Source organism: Intestinimonas sp. HCP28S3_D6 (assembly GCF_052065695.1).
Classification (GTDB): Bacteria; Bacillota; Clostridia; order Oscillospirales; family Oscillospiraceae; genus Intestinimonas.
The window spans coordinates 14,928-30,648 of record NZ_JBQHTM010000014.1 but is presented as its reverse complement, the minus strand read 5'-3'; the positions used below and the strand labels follow the sequence as shown (position 1 = coordinate 30,648).

General features: G+C 62.0%; 14 protein-coding genes. 9 read left to right on the top strand and 5 right to left on the bottom strand.

Going from position 1 to position 15,721, the window contains the following annotated elements; all coding sequences use genetic code 11:
• Genes ACTNBK_RS06570 through cls form a run of 3 tightly spaced genes read left to right on the top strand, consistent with a single transcriptional unit; the run spans position 1 to position 5,545 of the window.
• On the top strand, positions 1-444 hold the full coding sequence (locus ACTNBK_RS06570; protein ID WP_441144666.1) for a hypothetical protein: 444 nt from the start codon (positions 1-3) through the stop codon (positions 442-444).
• A gap of 25 nt (positions 445-469) precedes the next feature.
• Positions 470-3,964, top strand: coding sequence for a DNA polymerase III subunit alpha (locus ACTNBK_RS06565; RefSeq protein WP_441144665.1), 3,495 nt, complete (start codon positions 470-472; stop codon positions 3,962-3,964).
• Positions 3,965-4,012: 48 nt separating this feature from the next.
• Entirely contained in the window at positions 4,013-5,545 is a 1,533-nt protein-coding gene (gene cls, locus ACTNBK_RS06560; protein WP_441144663.1) for a cardiolipin synthase, read from the top strand.
• A gap of 69 nt (positions 5,546-5,614) precedes the next feature.
• On the opposite strand, the gene ACTNBK_RS06555 is transcribed toward cls, so the two are convergent.
• On the bottom strand, positions 5,615-6,496 hold the full coding sequence (locus tag ACTNBK_RS06555) for a putative ABC transporter permease (RefSeq protein WP_441144661.1): 882 nt from the start codon (positions 6,494-6,496) through the stop codon (positions 5,615-5,617).
• Between the two features lie 18 nt (positions 6,497-6,514).
• Positions 6,515-7,057, bottom strand: coding sequence for a DUF4364 family protein (locus ACTNBK_RS06550; RefSeq protein ID WP_441144659.1), 543 nt, complete (start codon positions 7,055-7,057; stop codon positions 6,515-6,517).
• Between the two features lie 197 nt (positions 7,058-7,254).
• On the opposite strand from ACTNBK_RS06550, the gene ACTNBK_RS06545 reads away from it, so the two are divergent.
• On the top strand, positions 7,255-8,340 hold the full coding sequence (locus ACTNBK_RS06545; protein ID WP_441144657.1) for a DUF3048 domain-containing protein: 1,086 nt from the start codon (positions 7,255-7,257) through the stop codon (positions 8,338-8,340).
• A gap of 55 nt (positions 8,341-8,395) precedes the next feature.
• Here ACTNBK_RS06545 and ppk1 read toward each other — a convergent pair whose 3' ends face one another.
• From ppk1 to ACTNBK_RS06530, 3 genes are all read right to left on the bottom strand, one after another.
• Positions 8,396-10,540 carry a polyphosphate kinase 1 gene (gene ppk1 / locus ACTNBK_RS06540; protein ID WP_441144656.1) on the bottom strand — a complete coding sequence of 715 codons (2,145 nt, stop codon included), beginning with the start codon at positions 10,538-10,540 and terminating at the stop codon, positions 8,396-8,398.
• Between the two features lie 13 nt (positions 10,541-10,553).
• Complete coding sequence (locus ACTNBK_RS06535; RefSeq protein WP_441144654.1) at positions 10,554-11,450, bottom strand: Ppx/GppA phosphatase family protein; 897 nt, start codon at positions 11,448-11,450, stop codon at positions 10,554-10,556.
• A 69-nt stretch (positions 11,451-11,519) separates the two neighbouring features.
• Positions 11,520-11,738, bottom strand: coding sequence for a DUF6774 domain-containing protein (locus ACTNBK_RS06530; protein WP_441144652.1), 219 nt, complete (start codon positions 11,736-11,738; stop codon positions 11,520-11,522).
• A 116-nt stretch (positions 11,739-11,854) separates the two neighbouring features.
• Here ACTNBK_RS06530 and ACTNBK_RS06525 point away from each other — a divergent pair, with 116 nt between their 5' ends.
• The 5 genes from ACTNBK_RS06525 (at position 11,855) to ACTNBK_RS06505 (ending at position 15,710) form a co-directional block, all read left to right on the top strand.
• On the top strand, positions 11,855-12,976 hold the full coding sequence (locus ACTNBK_RS06525) for an aldo/keto reductase (protein WP_441144650.1): 1,122 nt from the start codon (positions 11,855-11,857) through the stop codon (positions 12,974-12,976).
• Between the two features lie 2 nt (positions 12,977-12,978).
• Entirely contained in the window at positions 12,979-13,515 is a 537-nt protein-coding gene (locus tag ACTNBK_RS06520; protein ID WP_441144648.1) for a GNAT family N-acetyltransferase, read from the top strand.
• Positions 13,512-14,081: an NUDIX hydrolase gene (locus ACTNBK_RS06515; protein WP_441144646.1), complete on the top strand. Its 570-nt coding sequence runs from the start codon at positions 13,512-13,514 to the stop codon at positions 14,079-14,081. Before ACTNBK_RS06520 ends, ACTNBK_RS06515 begins: the two co-directional genes overlap by 4 nt.
• A 121-nt stretch (positions 14,082-14,202) precedes the next feature.
• Entirely contained in the window at positions 14,203-14,448 is a 246-nt protein-coding gene (locus ACTNBK_RS06510) for a FeoA family protein (RefSeq protein ID WP_441144644.1), read from the top strand.
• Positions 14,445-15,710, top strand: coding sequence for a FeoB small GTPase domain-containing protein (locus ACTNBK_RS06505; RefSeq protein WP_441144643.1), 1,266 nt, complete (start codon positions 14,445-14,447; stop codon positions 15,708-15,710). Before ACTNBK_RS06510 ends, ACTNBK_RS06505 begins: the two co-directional genes overlap by 4 nt.
• The last annotated feature ends 11 nt before the right edge of the window (positions 15,711-15,721 follow it).

The window sequence follows — 15,721 nt, the reverse complement described above, 5'->3', positions numbered from 1 at the left end:
ATGGTCCGCCGGTGCGTATTGGAAACGGCGCTCACACCCCGGGAGACAGAAGAAGCCTTGTGCCGCGGCGCCCGGCCCTGGTCCCGACTGGACCGGTGGACTGCCCGGAATACCTGGTTTGCCCGGGTTCGACCAGATGGACTGTGCCTGGCCCGGACCGGCCCCATCGGCGGCCATGTCCAGGTGGATGCCGCTCTGATGGCAGTGGAAGGCGGAACGCGGATCGAAATGACCGTGCGATTGCCGGCTGGCTTCTTCCTGTTCCACGGCATCTTCTGGCTGGCACTGGCCCTGCTCATCTGGGCCGACGGTTTCTCTCTGCGCACCCTGTGCTGCGCCTGCCTGCCGCTTTTTTCTCTCTGGCAGCGGCGTACCCTGACGGGGCTGTTGCCAGAGGTGGAGCGTGAGCTCCGTGCGCGGGTCCAAGACCATTCATCCTATTGACACCATTGAACTGAGGAGGTCCCCTATGTCCTTCGTCCACTTACATGTCCATACCGAGTTCAGTCTTCTGGACGGCTGCTGCCGCATCCCGGGGCTGGTGAAGCGGGTGAAGGAGCTGGGGCAGAACGCCGTAGCCATCACCGACCACGGCGTCATGTACGGGGCGGTGGACTTCTACAAGGCCTGCAAGGCCGAGGGGGTCAAGCCCATCATCGGCTGTGAGGTCTATGTGGCCCCCCGGACCCGGTTCCAGAAGGAGCACGAGTTTGACTCCTCCCCCCGCCATCTCATCCTGCTCTGCCGGAACGAGGAGGGCTACCGCAACCTGTGCCACATGGTCTCCCGCAGCTTCACCGAGGGCTTTTACATCAAGCCCCGCATCGACAAGGAGCTGCTGCGGCAGCACGCCGGCGGACTCATCGCCCTCTCCGCCTGCCTGGCGGGGGAGCTGCCCCGGCTGCTCCGCAACGGCCAGTATGAGGACGCCAAGAAGGAGGCCCTGGCCATGCGGGACCTCTTTGGTCCCGACGGCTACTATCTGGAGCTCCAGGACCACAGCCTGCCCGAAGACCCGGCCATCATCCAGGGCCTGCTGCGCCTCCACGAGGAGACGGGCATCCCCCTGGTAGCAACAAACGACGCCCACTACCTGACCCGGGAGGACGCCCGTACCCAGGACGTGCTCATGTGCATCCAGATGGGCAAGACGGTGGATGAGCCAGGCCGGATGAAGTTTGAGACCGAGGAGTTCTATGTGAAGAGCGAGGCCGAGATGGCCCAGCTCTTCCAGAGTTGCCCGGAGGCCCTGGAGAACACCCAAAAGATCGCCGACCTCTGCAATGTAGAGTTTCAGTTCGGCACATACCACCTGCCCGAGTTCAAGCTGCCCGAGGGCTGGACCGACGGGGATGCCTACTTTGAAAAGCTGTGCCTGGACGGCTTTGCCCAGCGCTATCCCGACGCCCCGGAGGACTACCGGAAGCAGCTGGCCTACGAGATGGATATGATCCGCAAGATGGGCTTCGTGGACTACTTCCTCATCGTCTCCGACTTCATCGGCTACGCCAAGCGGCACAATATCCCCGTGGGCCCCGGCCGCGGCTCCGCCGCCGGCAGCATGGTGTCCTACTGCCTCCACATCACCGACGTAGACCCCACCAAGTACGGCCTTTACTTTGAGCGATTCCTCAACCCGGAGCGGGTCACCATGCCCGATATCGACATCGACTTCTGTATCCGCCGTCGGCAGGAGGTCATCGACTACGTCTGCTGCAAATACGGCGCCGACCACGTGGCCCAGATCGTCACCTTCGGCACCATGGCCGCCCGGGGCGCCATCCGGGACGTGGGCCGGGCCCTCAACTTCCCCTACGCCGAGGTGGACAACATCGCCAAGCAGGTGCCCAGCGGCCCCGGCGCCCTCCACATCACCCTGGACGAGGCCCTGAAGCTGTCCAAGCCCCTGCGGGACCTCTACGAGGGGGATGAGCGGGTCAAGACCCTCATCGATACCGCTCGCAGCATCGAGGGCATGCCCCGCCACGCCTCCACCCATGCCGCCGGTGTGGTCATCACCCGGCTCCCCGTGGATGACTATGTCCCCCTGGCCAAGAACGACGAGTCGGTAGTCACCCAGTACACCATGACCACCCTGGAGGAGCTGGGCCTCCTCAAAATGGACTTTTTGGGCCTGCGGAACCTGACGGTGCTGGACGACGCCGTCCAGCTGGTCCGCCGGAAGGAGCCCGATTTCGACCTCCACAACATCCCGGACAACGACCCGGCGGTCTTTCAAATGCTCTCAGAGGGCAAGACCTCCGGCGTATTCCAGATGGAGTCTCCCGGCATGACGGGGGTGTGTGTGGGCCTCAAGCCCAAGGACATCGAGGACATCACGGCCATCATCGCCCTCTACCGCCCCGGCCCCATGGAGTCCATCCCCCGGTTCATCGCCTGCAAGCACGACCTCAAGCTCATCCGATACAAGCACCCGGCCCTGGAGCCCATCCTGTCGGTGACCTATGGCTGCATCGTCTACCAGGAGCAGGTCATCGAGATCTTCCGCAAGCTGGGCGGCTACTCTCTGGGCCAGGCCGACATGGTGCGCCGTGCCATCTCCAAGAAGAAGAAGGCCCAGATCGAGAAGGAGCGCCAGGCCTTCATCTACGGCGACCAGGAGCGGAACATTCCTGGTTGTATCGCTCTGGGCATCCCGGAGCAGACCGGCCAGGACATCTATGACGAGATCTACGATTTCGCCAATTACGCCTTCAACAAGGCCCATGCTGTGAGCTACGCCATCGTCTGCTACCAAACGGCCTGGTTCAAATACCACTATCCCAGGGAGTATATGGCTGCTCTCCTCACCTCGGTGCTGGATTCCCAGGCCAAGGTGGCCGAGTACATCGGGGAGTGCCGGGAGAGCGGCATCGACCTGCTGCCCCCCGACATCAATGCTTCCGGCGCCGACTTCACTGTGGAGGGTGACAACCTCCGCTTTGGTCTGGTGGCAGTAAAGGGCGTGGGGCGTGGCGTCATCCTGGACCTACTCTCCGAGCGGGAGCGGGGGGGACCCTTCACCTCCTTTGCCGACTTCTGCCAGCGCATGGGGGGTGCCGATCTCAACCGGCGGGTGGCCGAAAGCCTCATCAAGTGCGGCGCCTTCGACAGCCTGGGTTACCGCCGCTCCCAGCTGCTGGCCGTGTATGGCCAGGTGCTGGACGGAGTGGCCCAGCAGCGGAAGAAGAACCTGGAGGGGCAGTTTGACCTTTTCGGCGGCGGGGGAGAGGAGCCCTCCGCCGTCACCGACCCGCCCCTGCCCAACCTGCCTGAGTTCACCCGCCAGGAGCGGATGGCCATGGAGAAGGAGACCACCGGCCTCTATCTCACCGGCCACCCCATGGACGAGTACCGGCAGGCCGCCAAAGCGGTGCACGCCGCCCCCATGGGGGCCATCCTGGCCGACTTCGGCAAGGAGAGCGGCCCGGACACCTATCGGGACGAGCAGAAGATTACGCTGGCGGGGGTGGTGGCCGCAGCCAAGACCAAGACCACGCGGAACAACACCCTTATGTGCTATGTCACCCTAGAGGACGACACCGGCTCCATGGAGCTGCTGGTCTTTGCCCGCACCCTAAGCGCCAGCGGTTCCCTCCTTCAGGAGAACAACCCGATCTGGGTCACCGGCCGGCTCTCCGTCCGGGATGAGAAGGCGCCACAGCTGCTGGTGGACGAGGTCCACCCTCTGGGCACGGTGCCGGGCCAGCCGGAAGAAGAGGCAACAACCACGAAAGCGAATACCCTTTATATCAAGCTGGAACAGGAGGAAGGCCCGGTCTGGGAGCGGGTCCAGAAGATTTTTCTCATGTTCCCCGGCACCGAGAAGGTGATCTTCTATTTTGCCGGGAGCGGCCGGAAGCGCCGGGGTCTGTGTATCCAGCATCCGGCGCTGATCCGGGAGCTGGAAGAGCTGCTGGGCCCGGAAAATGTGGTCCTGCGTCCACCCAAGACGGCTGGCTGATAAGAAAAATATCTGAAAAGCAAAAACACTTGTCACTGTGAGGCATATATGAAGAAACTGGTCTCTCTGCTGTTCCACCGGGCGGTGTTGATGGGGGTATTCCTCATCATCCAAATCGCCGTGCTGGTGCTTATGCTCCTGCGGTTCAACGAATTTTTCCTGCCCTTTTACGGGATCTGTGTGGCGTTGAGCATCGCGGCAGTTTTCTGGATCGTGAACCGCAGCAGCGAACCGGCCTATAAGATCGCGTGGATCGTACCCATCCTGATCTTTCCCATCTTCGGCGGGCTCTTCTATCTTCTCTTCGGCGGCAACAAGCTGAGTAAGCGGACCCGCCGGAAGATGGAGGGGATGGACCAGAAGATGCTGGAGGTGCTGCATCAGGACTTCAAGGCGGACAGCCTCATCACATTTGGTGAGGATGCTGTGCACCAGGCCCGGTATTTAGAGCACATGGCCCACTGTCCGGTATACGGCGGCACGGAAACCGAGTATTTTCCCCTGGGAGAGGATTGCTTTGCCCGGATGGTGGAGGAGCTCAAAAAGGCGGAGCGATATATTTTCCTGGAGTATTTTATTATCGATGACGGGGTTATGTGGGACACCATCCTGGACATCCTCACAGGAAAGGTGAAGGAGGGGGTGGACGTGCGGGTGATGTACGATGACATCGGCTCCATGTTTACCCTGCCCCGGGAGTACGCCTCCGAGCTGGAAAAGCGCACCGGTATCCGGTGCTGTGTCTTCAATCCCTTTGTCCCCATCCTGTCCCTGCGGCTCAACAACCGGGACCACCGAAAAATCCTGGTCATCGACGGAAAGGTGGCCTTTACCGGCGGCATCAACCTGGCCGACGAGTATATCAACAAAAAGGTCCGTTTCGGCCACTGGAAGGACAGTGCCATCCTAGTCCGTGGAGAGGCGGCCTGGAGCATGACGGTGATGTTCCTCACCCTGTGGGACTATACACGGGAGACCTTCACGGAGGATTATGACGCCTTCCGTCCGAAGTGGGAGACGCCGCCCGAGGGAACGGGCTATGTGCAGCCCTATACCGACAACCCCCTGGACGGGGAGGCGGTGGGCCAGTCGGTCTATCTCAACCTCATCAACAAGGCCAGGCGTTATGTCTATATCACCACGCCCTACCTCATCGTGGACGACAGCATGAATACGGCTTTGTGTATCGCAGCAAAGTCGGGGGTGGACGTACGCATCATGACCCCTCATATCCCGGACAAAAAGGTAGTCTTTGAGGTCACAAGGGCCCACTATGGTCCGCTGCTGGAAGCCGGGGTAAAGATCTACGAGTATACCCCCGGTTTTGTTCACGCCAAGAACTTTGCCGTGGACGACAAGTACGGCACTGTCGGCACAGTGAACATGGATTACCGCAGTCTGTTCCTCCACTTTGAAAATGGTGTGTGGCTGTGCGGTGATCCCACGGTGCGGGACATCAAAGCCGACTTCCTGGCCACGCTTGAGAAGTGCCAACCCATCACCCTGGAGCAGAGCCGGGCTCTCCCTTGGTGGCGGAAGGCCTACCGGGCTGTTCTCCGTGTGTTCGCGCCGCTGATGTAAGCCCAAAAATGAAAAAATGCTGTTCCCCAGATGGGGAACAGCATTTTTTATCCTGTTTGGACAAACGGCTCAGGCTTTACTGGCCTTCTTGGCGGCCTTTTCCGCCTTCCGCGCCGCCTTGGCGGCCTGGATGGAGGCCCGCCACTGACTGCCATAGGCCCGGACGTCATCCAGTGCATAGCGGCGGGAGCTCATGTGGCGGTAACGGTTGCGGAACCGGCGGCTCATGCGCTCAGCACGCTTCAGCAGCTCGTCGTAATCGGACATCAGCCGATCCAGCCGCTGGGCATTGGCAGGGGAGAGATTCTCCCGGACGTCATCCAGCCGGGCACGCAGCTCCTCGCCCACCACTTCCAGGTTGTCGCCCAGATCGGACCGGGCCAGGGCCATCTGGAGCCGCAGCTCGTCGCCGGCGGTCTGGAGCCGGTCCATGGCTTTGGTGACCAGGGCCAGCTTCCGGATGGTGGTGACGGTATCCACCAGCAGCAGGGAGAGACAGGCGCCACAGGCGGTGTACTGGAGCCAGTCGGGCATCCGGGAAAAAAGCCGCGCTACCGGAGGGTGAATGAGAAATACAGCCACATAGGACATGATACCCCAGAAGAGGCTTACTTCCAGGCACACCCGACCCTTGATGTTGAACCGGCGGTCACTGTAATCCCAGTACTTGATGTGGGTGGTGGTTTCCAGAAACCAGCCTACAAAGTATTCCCAGGCCGTCATGACGATGACGGCCACGAAGTAAAAGACCACCAGATTATCCTTGAAGGGAGCGAAAAAGAGGACCATCAGCAAGAAGCCTACCCCGTAAATGGGGCAGACCGGTCCGTACAGAAATCCTCGGGGAACATAGTGTCGTTCCTTGATGGAGCAGTAGCAGGTCTCCCACAGCCAGCCGCAGAAGGAGTAGAAGATAAAATAGAGGAACAGCAGGGTAATGGGCTGTCCCATCAGTGTTGGTACCTCCAATCAGCTCTGCTCCTTTCCGTCGAAGTCGGTGAGCAGCACATCCAGCACGCCGTTGTAGATCTGCTCAGGGTGAGCTTTGAACTGTTCGGCCAGACGGTCGCACTGCTGCTCTGTGGCAGCCAGCATCTCAATGGTGAGGAGATTGCCGTGCTCATCGTCCAGAGCCATCACCAGGGTGAAGGTGCCATCTCCACGGGGGATGCGCTCGGAGCGGACCTGGGCGTCCCGGCGCAGCCGGCTGTTGAGCTTGGCCACATTCTTGTCGCATTTGACTCGGATGGAGTAGGGGAGGCTGCTCTCACAGATGGCGCCATTTTTCCGGCCCTTTTCCGTGATGGAATAGAGGTCGTCCTCCAGCAGCAGATGTTCGGTGTCCACCAGCTCGTGGACGGCCTCGGCAAAGGCGAAATAGTCCACTCCCTCGTCGCACATGGTGAGGTCGGTCAGGGTGGGCAGGTCGATGGGTGCCACAACACGGGACATGATGTAAAGCACCAGGAATTTAATGTCCAGCTTATCGTGGATGAATCCGACGCGAGCCATGGCGTACCTCCTTGCTTGGCCGGAGCAGTGCTCCGGATGGGGAGCGGGCCTGGATGGCCCACCCTAAAAACATATTATACCGAAAAAGAAAGACCGGAACAAGAGTGAATTTTGCCCGAAGGCTGTCGAGGCGGCGGTTGACAGGGAGAAGGGGCCGGGGGTAAGATGAGGGTACCATACTGGATGGAGGCGACGATATGAGAGGATCTGTCCTGTCAGCTTTATGCCTGACCGCCCTGCTGTGTCTCACCGCCTGCGGTGCCGGAGAGGGTGAGCCCTCTCCCACACCTGCGCCGGTGCAGACCTCACCGCCGCCCATGGCCACTGTGACGCCCACGCCCACTCCGTACAACGGTCCCGTCAATCCCCTCAGTGGGATGCCCGCCGAGACCGCCGCCCGGCGGCCGGTGGCCGTCATGCTCAACAACCTGGAGCAGGCCCTGCCCCAGTTAGGCCAATCCCAGGCGGACATCATTTATGAGGTGGTGGCTGAGGGCGGCATTACCCGGATGCTGGGGGTGTTCCAGTCGGTGGAGGACGTGGGTATGATCGGGTCCGTCCGCTCCGCCCGGCCCTATTACATCGAGCTGGCCCTGGGTCATGATGCCCTTTTCATCCACGCTGGCGGCAGTGAGCAGGCGTACAGCGACCTGCGGAGCTGGAATGTGGATCACTTCGATGCTGTCCGGGGACCCTATCTGGGCAAGAATCCTGAAAGCAATATGATGTGGCGGGACGCCGACCGCCGGAAGGAGAATGGCTACGAGCACAGTGTGGTGGCCACCGGTGCCTCCATCCTGGCTAACCTCCCGGAGAGCCTGCGCCTGGAACATGAGGAAGGCTACGATGCCGGCCTGACCTTCACCGATGACGGTACCCCTGCCGGAGGAAGCCAGGCGTCGGTGGTGACGGTGCCCTTCTCCAATTATAAGACGGGAATCTTTGTCTATGATGAGGACCAGAAGGCCTATCTGGTGGAGGAATACGGTTCCCCCTATGTGGACGGAAACACCGGAGCGCAGGTGGCGGTGACCAACGTCATCGTGGTTCAGACCCGATGCCGCTATACCGGAGACAGCCTGGGCCATATGGACGTGGATGTGGTGGGGGAGGGAGACGGTTGGTTCGCCTGTGGCGGACGGGCCGTTCCCATCCGCTGGAGCAAACCCGACCGGGAGAGTCCCCTGATTTATACCACCAAGGACGGCGCCCCCCTGGTCCTAGGCCGAGGACACACCTATGTGAATGTCGTCCCGCTGGATGCCGCCGTTACCATGGAATGAGGGAAATAAAGTATGGAAGGGCCGCCGTTTTGGAAAAACGGCGGCCCTTTTGTCATTAGCGCCGGCGCAGCCGCTGAGCCAGCGTGGAGAAAATACCCTTTCGGGCAGCGGGAGCTGGGGCGGTGGTTCCCTCCGGAGGTTCTTTGGCGATGGCCTCGGACATGAAGACAGCTTGGGCATCCACCGGCGGCTCCCCGTGGTCGGGGACGTGGAAGTAGTGGCCGTCGGAGCCCATGATGCGGGCCTTCACGTTGTCAGAGCAGAGGACTTCCACATAGTGGCGGATCTGCTCCCGGATGGAACGGTCCAGGATCGGGCAGGCGATCTCCACCCGGTGCTCCGTATTCCGGGTCATAAAGTCGGCGGAGCCGATGTAGACCTTGGCGTCGTCACCGGTGCCGAAGACGAAGATCCGGGGGTGCTCCAGGAACCGGCCCACGATGGAAAAGACCTTGATGCGATCGGTTTTTCCGGGAACGCCGGGGCGAAGACAGCAGATGCCTCGAATATTCATGGTGATGTCCACCCCGGCCTGGCTGGCTTCGGAGAGCTTGTCGATGAGTTCACGGTCTGTGACCGAGTTGCACTTAATAAAGATGCGGGCCTTTTGACCGGCCTTTGCCTTGGCGATCTCCCCGTCCATTAGGGCCATGAGCCGAGGCTTGAGACTGTGGGGTGCCACCAGCAAGAGGCGGTACTCCCCGTCCAGATTGGCGGTGGAGATATTTTGGAAGAAGGCGGCGGCATCGGCGCCGATGGCGGGGTTGGCCGTCATCAGGGAGAGGTCGGTGTAGAGCTTTGCCGTCTTCTCGTTGTAGTTGCCAGTACCCACCTGGGTGATCTGTTGGATGTGTCCCCGCTCCCGGCGGGTGATGAGACAGATCTTGGAGTGGACCTTGAAGCCCTCAAAGCCGTAGATGACGGTGCAGCCCGCCTCCTCCAGCCGCTCCGCCCACTGGATGTTGTTCTGCTCGTCGAACCGGGCCCGAAGCTCCATGAGCACCGTCACATCCTTGCCGTTCTCAGCGGCGGCAGCCAGGTATTCGATGAGCTTGGCCTTGGAGGCGAGGCGGTAGATGGTGATCTTGATGGAGAGAACGGCGGGGTCGTTGGCGGCCTCCTTCACCAGACGCAGGAAGGGGTCCATGGAGTGGAAGGGATAGAAGAGGAGAACGTCGTGGCGGAGAAGTTGGGGGATGATCTTCTCCCCGCGGATCAGCCCGGCGGGCGCTTTGGGGGAGAAGGGGGGATAGCACAGGGCCGCTCTGCTCTCCTCGGGCAGCAGCCCCTCCAGAGCGTAGACGTAGCTGAGGACCAGAGGGGACTTGGAGCGGAAGACCTGGGCGGGGGTGAGTTCCAGCCGCTGGCATAGGTACTCCACCAGGGCGTCACTGGCTGTCCCCTGGATCTCCAGCCGCACCGGGGCCAGCCGGGAGCGCTTTTTGAGCACCTTGCGCATGTGCTGGCGGTAGTCGTCGTTGACGTCGTAGTCCTCGTCCTCTGGCGAGATGTCGGCGTTCCGGGTCACCGAGATCACCGCCCGGCTCACCACCTGGTACTGGTCAAAGATCTCCTCCACATGGGCCTGAACGATCTGCTCGGTGAGGATGTAGCGCACCCCACGCTCGCTCAGGCGCAGATAGGGGGGGAGGCTCCGTGGAATGGGCACCACGCCGAAGGAGGTCTCCCCGCCCCGGCGCAGCTCCACGGCAATGTTGAGGGACTTGCTGGGCAGGTGGGGGAAGGGGTGGAGGGTATCCACCACCTGGGGAGAGAGGATGGGCAGGATGTAGTCCCGAAAATAGCGGTCGCACTGTTTGCGCTCCTTCACGTCCAGCTCGGAGAGGGCGAGGGAGCAGATGTTGCAGGTCCGAAGCCGGGTCTCCAGCTGGGCCATCAGCTTGTCCCGCTGTTTGTAGAGGGGGCCCACCGCCGCGAAGATGGCGTCCAGCTGCTGGGCGGGAGTGAGGCCGCTCTTATTGTCCACGTGGGTCTTCTTTACCAGAGTGAGGTCATAGATGGAACCCACCCGGATCATAAAGAACTCGTCCAGATTACTGGTGAAGATAGCGGCAAATTTGAGCCGTTCAAAGAGGGGGACGGACTCGTCCCTGGCCTCCTCCATGACCCGCTCGTTGAAGCGGAGCCAGGAGAGTTCCCGCTCCTGGGTGAAGCTGTAATCGTAATGTTGGTCAGACATGTTCCAGTTCCTCTCAGATTTTTAGGACACGGTCCATAAGGTAGCCTTCCCGGACACCGGCGGAGGAGGCCTCTACCGTCTCGACACCGCAGGTTTTGACGATGGCGTTGAGGATGATGAGTCCGGGAAGCAAGGTATGGACGCGGTCAGGGGCGGAGCGGAGCAGCTGACGCAAGGTGTCTCGGCCGCCCTTTTTCAGTAGCTTGTAGAGGTCCTTGAGTTCCTGGGCGGACATGGTCCGCAGCTCCGGGTCCCGCCCATAGACGTCGTTGCACAGCTTGGCCACGGCCCGGACGGTGCCGCCTACGCCGCATAGGTGTTTGCGCCGGATCTGGGCGGCATCGGCCTTCTCCAGCTGTTCGTTGACGAAACGGCGCATCTCACGGCACTCGTCGGCGGTGGGAAAGAGGCCGCCGGTGAACCGGGTGTAGAGGGAGAGGGAGCCCACCGGCAGGGAGCAGGCAGAGGTAATGGACATGTCCTCGTAGCTCACCAGCTCGAAGGAGCCGCCGCCGATGTCGGCCAGCACACCGGTGCTCACCCCGCCGGGGAGGACGGCGCCCCGGAAGGAGAGAGCGGCCTCCTCATCGCCGGAGAGGACCTCCACCTGGATGCCGGTGACGTCCCGGATAGTCTCCACCGCCTCGGTGGTGTTGAAGATGTTCCGGAGGGAGGCGGTGGCGAAGACGTGCATGTGGGAGACGTTGAAATTGTCCAGCAGAGCCCGGTAGCCGGCCAGGGTCCGGCAGGCCACCAGGATGCCGCTGTCGGAGAGGACGCCCTCCTGGACATAGCCGGCCAGTCCGGCCATGGTCTTTTTGTGCATGAGCAGGCGGAACTGACCCTGATCGCAGTGGTAGATGGACAGACGAATGGTGTTGGAGCCGAGGTCAACGATACCGCAGAGCATAGGGGATCCCCGCTTTCTTGAGATTCTTATCGCATATTGTACTCGTTTTCTTCCGATGGTGCAATGTAATTACGAAGATTTTACATCTCCGCACGGCCCTTCCTTACCGCCCAGGTCACGGCATATGGCAATGAGCCCCAACTGATCGCCCAAAACGGTAAAGAAAGCGGCCATCACACCTAATTCATCGCTGCTCCGCCCCTGAGCAAGGCGGATGGCTGCCGTCACAGCCAGTAAGGCCAATTCCTCTCCGCCCTTTCCAGAACCTCCGCCTCGGCAGCACCCCATTCGCTCCACCTCTCTTTCCTTTCCTTTAAGATATGTAGACGGCAACTAAGGCATGTGATAAAATAAACCAATATGTTCTGGAGCGGAGTGCCCAGAGTGTACAGGAGGTTTGCCATATGGAACGAAGAGCGCAGAAAAAGCTGGGCGCAGAGCCGTCCCTGCTGGGTTTTGGATGCATGCGGTTCCCCACCCTGGAGGGGGGCGCCATCGACGAGGAGCAGGCCATGGCCATGCTGGACCGGGCCTATCAGAGCGGGGTCAACTACTTTGACACTGCCTATTTTTATCACAACGGCAAGAGCGAGGCGTTTATGGGGCGGGCCCTGGCGCGCTACCCCAGAGAGAGCTACTATCTTACCTCCAAGTTGCCCACCACACTGATCCACTCCCTGGAGGATGCCAAGCGGATCTACGCCGAGCAGCGGGAACGGCTCCAGAAGGACTATCTGGACTTTTACCTCCTCCATAACCTCAACGGCGCCCGATGGCACGAGATGGTGGACACTGGCGTAGTGGACTGGTGCTTGGAGCGGCAGACGGCGGGGGATTTTAGGCACTTCGGCTTCTCCTTCCATGGAAGCTATGAGGAGTTCCGCGAGATCCTCACGGCGCGGAGCTGGGACTGCTGCCAGATCCAACTCAACTACATGGATACCGAAGAGCAGGCCGGGCTTCAGGGCTACCGCCTTACCGAGGAGCTGGGGGTCCCACTCATCATCATGGAGCCGGTCAAGGGCGGGGCTCTGGCAGCGCCTCCCGCCGATGTGATGGAGGTCTTTACCGCCCTGCATCCCCAGGCGTCGGCTTCCTCCTGGGCCCTCCGTTGGGTGGCCAGTCTGCCCAACGTCATGACCGTCCTCTCCGGCATGTCCACCATGGGTCAGGTGGAGGACAACCTGGCCACCTTCAACGCCTTCCAGCCCCTGAGTGAGGCGGAGCGGGCGGCGGTAGAGCAGGCGGCGACCCTCTTCCGGCAAAAGGTCCGCAACGGCTGCACCGGCTGCCGTTACTGCATGCCCTGCCCGGCGGGGGTGGACATTCCCGGCACCTTCCGGCTGTGGAACGACTGGGCCATGTACCAGAACCGGGAGCGGTCCCGGTTCAAGTGGAAGGACATGGACGACGACAAGCGTCCCCAGAACTGTGTGGGCTGCGGCGCCTGTGAGGAGAAGTGCCCCCAGAGTCTCCCCATCCGGGCCGATCTGGTCCGGGCCAAAGAGGAGCTGGAGGGGCTGTGAGTATGGAAGGGGAGAACCGCCTGGAGCTGGTGCGGCCGGACGAGCGTTGGGCGGCGGAAGTCTGGGACTACAAAGCTGAATTTGAGGCCCGGGGCGACCACCTGGATGGCACTGCCGACCTGGGAGCGGCGGCCGACTTCTCACACTGGCTGTCCGATCTTCGAGCGGATGACAGTCCCAATACGGTGCGGCCCGGACGGGTGCCCGCCGACACCTTCCTGGCCGTTCGCCGGTCCGACCGGCGGCTGGTGGGTATGGTCAATATCCGCCACACACTCAATGACTACCTCTTTCAGTTTGGTGGCCACATCGGATACAGCGTCCGGTCCAGCGAGCGCCGGAAGGGCTACGCCAAGGAGATGCTGGCGCTGGCCCTGGATAAATGTAAAGGGTTAAAGCTTGACCATGTTCTGGTGACCTGCGACAGTGAGAACGAGGCCTCTGCCCGGACCATCCGGGCCAATGGCGGCGTGCTGGAAAACCGGGTCCCGGAGGGGGAAGGGTTCACAGACCGGTATTGGATTGAGGTGGGTGTATGAAAAATCTGCTGGAACAGTTGGAGGGTTACACGCCCTGGAACGAACAGGAGGAGCGGGATCGGGCGGTGCTGCTGAGCATGCTCAGGTCCGGGCAGGACCTGTGGACCCGGGAGAACGAGACGGCCCACTTCACCGCCTCGGCCTGGGTCACCGACCCCACTCGGACCAAGGTCCTCATGTGCTATCACAACATCTATGACTCCTGGTCCTGGCTGGGGGGACACGCCGACGGGGAGCGGGACCTCCTGGCGGTGGCCCTCCGGGAGGTGGGGGAGGAAAGCGGCCTTACATCGGTGCGCCCGGTGTCGGAGGACCTCTTTTCCCTGGAGATCCTGACGGTGGACGGCCATGAGAAGAGGGGGCGGTATGTGCCCTCCCACCTCCATCTCAACGTCACCTATCTGCTGGAGGCCGACGACGCCGAGCCCCTGGCAGTGAAGCCGGATGAGAACAGCGCTGTGGGCTGGTTCGGGCTGGCTGAGGCGGTGGCGGCCTCCTCGGAGCCCTGGTTCCGGGAGCGGATCTATACCAAGCTCAACGCCAAGCTGCGTGCCCGTGTCAACTGAAGCAAAACAGAGGACCCCGCCATCTTGGAAAGAGACGGCGGGGTCCTCTGCCGCATAGGATAGGACGGCGGGGACCGTCCGGTCCCTGTCCATACTATCTCAATGAAATGGAGCTGTGAGCATGGAAAAACAGCTTTCTATGGATTGTCTGCCGGAGGGTGAGAGCGCCCGTGTCCTCCATGTGGGTGGAGAGGCCGCCATGCGGCGGCGTCTGATGGATTTGGGGCTCATTCCCGGCACAAGCGTGACCTGCCGGGGACGGGCACCCGCCGGTGATCCGGGAGCCTACTCCTTCCTGGGCTGTGTGGTGGCTCTGCGCTCCCGGGATGCCGCCGCCGTGGCCCTGACGCAGGAGGAAGCCCTGTGAACGGGGAGGGACGCAACGCCTTTTGGCTGGAACGGCGGCGTGGAGAGCGGGTGGTGGCGCTCACCGGCAGCCCAAACGTGGGCAAATCCACCCTCTTCAATGCCCTCACCGGCCTGCGGCAGCACACAGGTAACTGGCCGGGAAAGACTGTGGCAGGGGCCACCGGCCGTCATGTCCGCCATGGGCAGGATTACTTATTGGCCGATCTGCCGGGGACATACTCCCTTCTGGCCAAATCTCCGGAGGAGGCGGTGGCCCGGGATCTGCTGTGTTTTGGCGGTGCAGACGCCGCCGTGGTGGTGTGCGATGCCGGTGCCCTGGAACGGAGCCTGGGGCTGGTACTCCAGGTGCTGGAAGTCCAGCCCAAAACCGTGGTGTGTGTCAATCTCATGGACGAGGCCAGGCGGAACGGAGTGGAGGTTGATCTGGATGGCCTCGCCCGCCGCCTTGGGGTACCGGTGGTGGGAACCTCTGCCGGGCGGCGGGAGGGCCTGGAACCCCTCATGGCGGCGGTGGAGGCCGTCATCGAGGGCCGGGTAGAGCTTCACCCGGCGTTGGCGGCGTATCCGGCGGCAGTGGAGATGGCCATTGGTCTGGTGGAGCCTGTGGTGGGGGAGACCGGCCTTCCCGCCCGGTGGGTGGCCCTCTCCTTGCTGGAGGGAGAGCCTGGCCTCATGGACAGTATGAAAACCGCCCTGGGCCGGGATGTGAGAGAGGATAGGGCGGTGGCCGCCGCTCTGGAGGAGGCCAGACAGGTGCTGAAGAAGGCGGGGCTCACAGGGCCTGCCTTCCAGGAGGCGGTGACCGCCGCTCAGATCCGCCGGGGGGCGGAGCTGGCCCGGGAGACGGTAAGGGGGCTCGGCGGCGGACCAAAGTGGGGCCGAAAACTGGACCGTCTCCTCACCGGGCGGTTCACCAGTGCCCCCGCCATGCTGGCGCTGTTGGCTTTGGTATTCTGGATCACCATTGCCGGGGCCCAGGTACCCTCTGACCTGCTGTCAAAAGGCCTCTTTTGGGTCCAGGACCGGCTCACCGAACTTTTTATGTATCTGGGCGCTCCCGACTGGCTCCACGGTGCCCTAGTGCTGGGGGCCTACCGCACCCTGGCCTGGGTGACGGCGGTGATGCTGCCCCCCATGGCTATTTTCTTTCCCCTCTTTACCTTGCTGGAGGACCTGGGTTACCTGCCCCGGGTGGCTTTTTTGCTGGACCACGCCTTTCAGAAGGCGGGCTCCTGCGGCAAACAGGCCCTCACCATGTGAAGAGGACCCGG

What these genes read in the sequence shown, in the direction of transcription:
- ACTNBK_RS06570 (WP_441144666.1), top strand. Translation starts at nt 1, where the DNA reads ATGGTCCGCCGGTGCGTATTGGAAACGGCGCTCACACCCCGGGAGACA.
- ACTNBK_RS06565 (WP_441144665.1), top strand. Translation starts at nt 470, where the DNA reads ATGTCCTTCGTCCACTTACATGTCCATACCGAGTTCAGTCTTCTGGAC.
- cls (WP_441144663.1), top strand. Translation starts at nt 4,013, where the DNA reads ATGAAGAAACTGGTCTCTCTGCTGTTCCACCGGGCGGTGTTGATGGGG.
- ACTNBK_RS06555 (WP_441144661.1), bottom strand. Translation starts at nt 6,496, where the DNA reads ATGGGACAGCCCATTACCCTGCTGTTCCTCTATTTTATCTTCTACTCC.
- ACTNBK_RS06550 (WP_441144659.1), bottom strand. Translation starts at nt 7,057, where the DNA reads ATGGCTCGCGTCGGATTCATCCACGATAAGCTGGACATTAAATTCCTG.
- ACTNBK_RS06545 (WP_441144657.1), top strand. Translation starts at nt 7,255, where the DNA reads ATGAGAGGATCTGTCCTGTCAGCTTTATGCCTGACCGCCCTGCTGTGT.
- ppk1 (WP_441144656.1), bottom strand. Translation starts at nt 10,540, where the DNA reads ATGTCTGACCAACATTACGATTACAGCTTCACCCAGGAGCGGGAACTC.
- ACTNBK_RS06535 (WP_441144654.1), bottom strand. Translation starts at nt 11,450, where the DNA reads ATGCTCTGCGGTATCGTTGACCTCGGCTCCAACACCATTCGTCTGTCC.
- ACTNBK_RS06530 (WP_441144652.1), bottom strand. Translation starts at nt 11,738, where the DNA reads ATGGGGTGCTGCCGAGGCGGAGGTTCTGGAAAGGGCGGAGAGGAATTG.
- ACTNBK_RS06525 (WP_441144650.1), top strand. Translation starts at nt 11,855, where the DNA reads ATGGAACGAAGAGCGCAGAAAAAGCTGGGCGCAGAGCCGTCCCTGCTG.
- ACTNBK_RS06520 (WP_441144648.1), top strand. Translation starts at nt 12,979, where the DNA reads ATGGAAGGGGAGAACCGCCTGGAGCTGGTGCGGCCGGACGAGCGTTGG.
- ACTNBK_RS06515 (WP_441144646.1), top strand. Translation starts at nt 13,512, where the DNA reads ATGAAAAATCTGCTGGAACAGTTGGAGGGTTACACGCCCTGGAACGAA.
- ACTNBK_RS06510 (WP_441144644.1), top strand. Translation starts at nt 14,203, where the DNA reads ATGGAAAAACAGCTTTCTATGGATTGTCTGCCGGAGGGTGAGAGCGCC.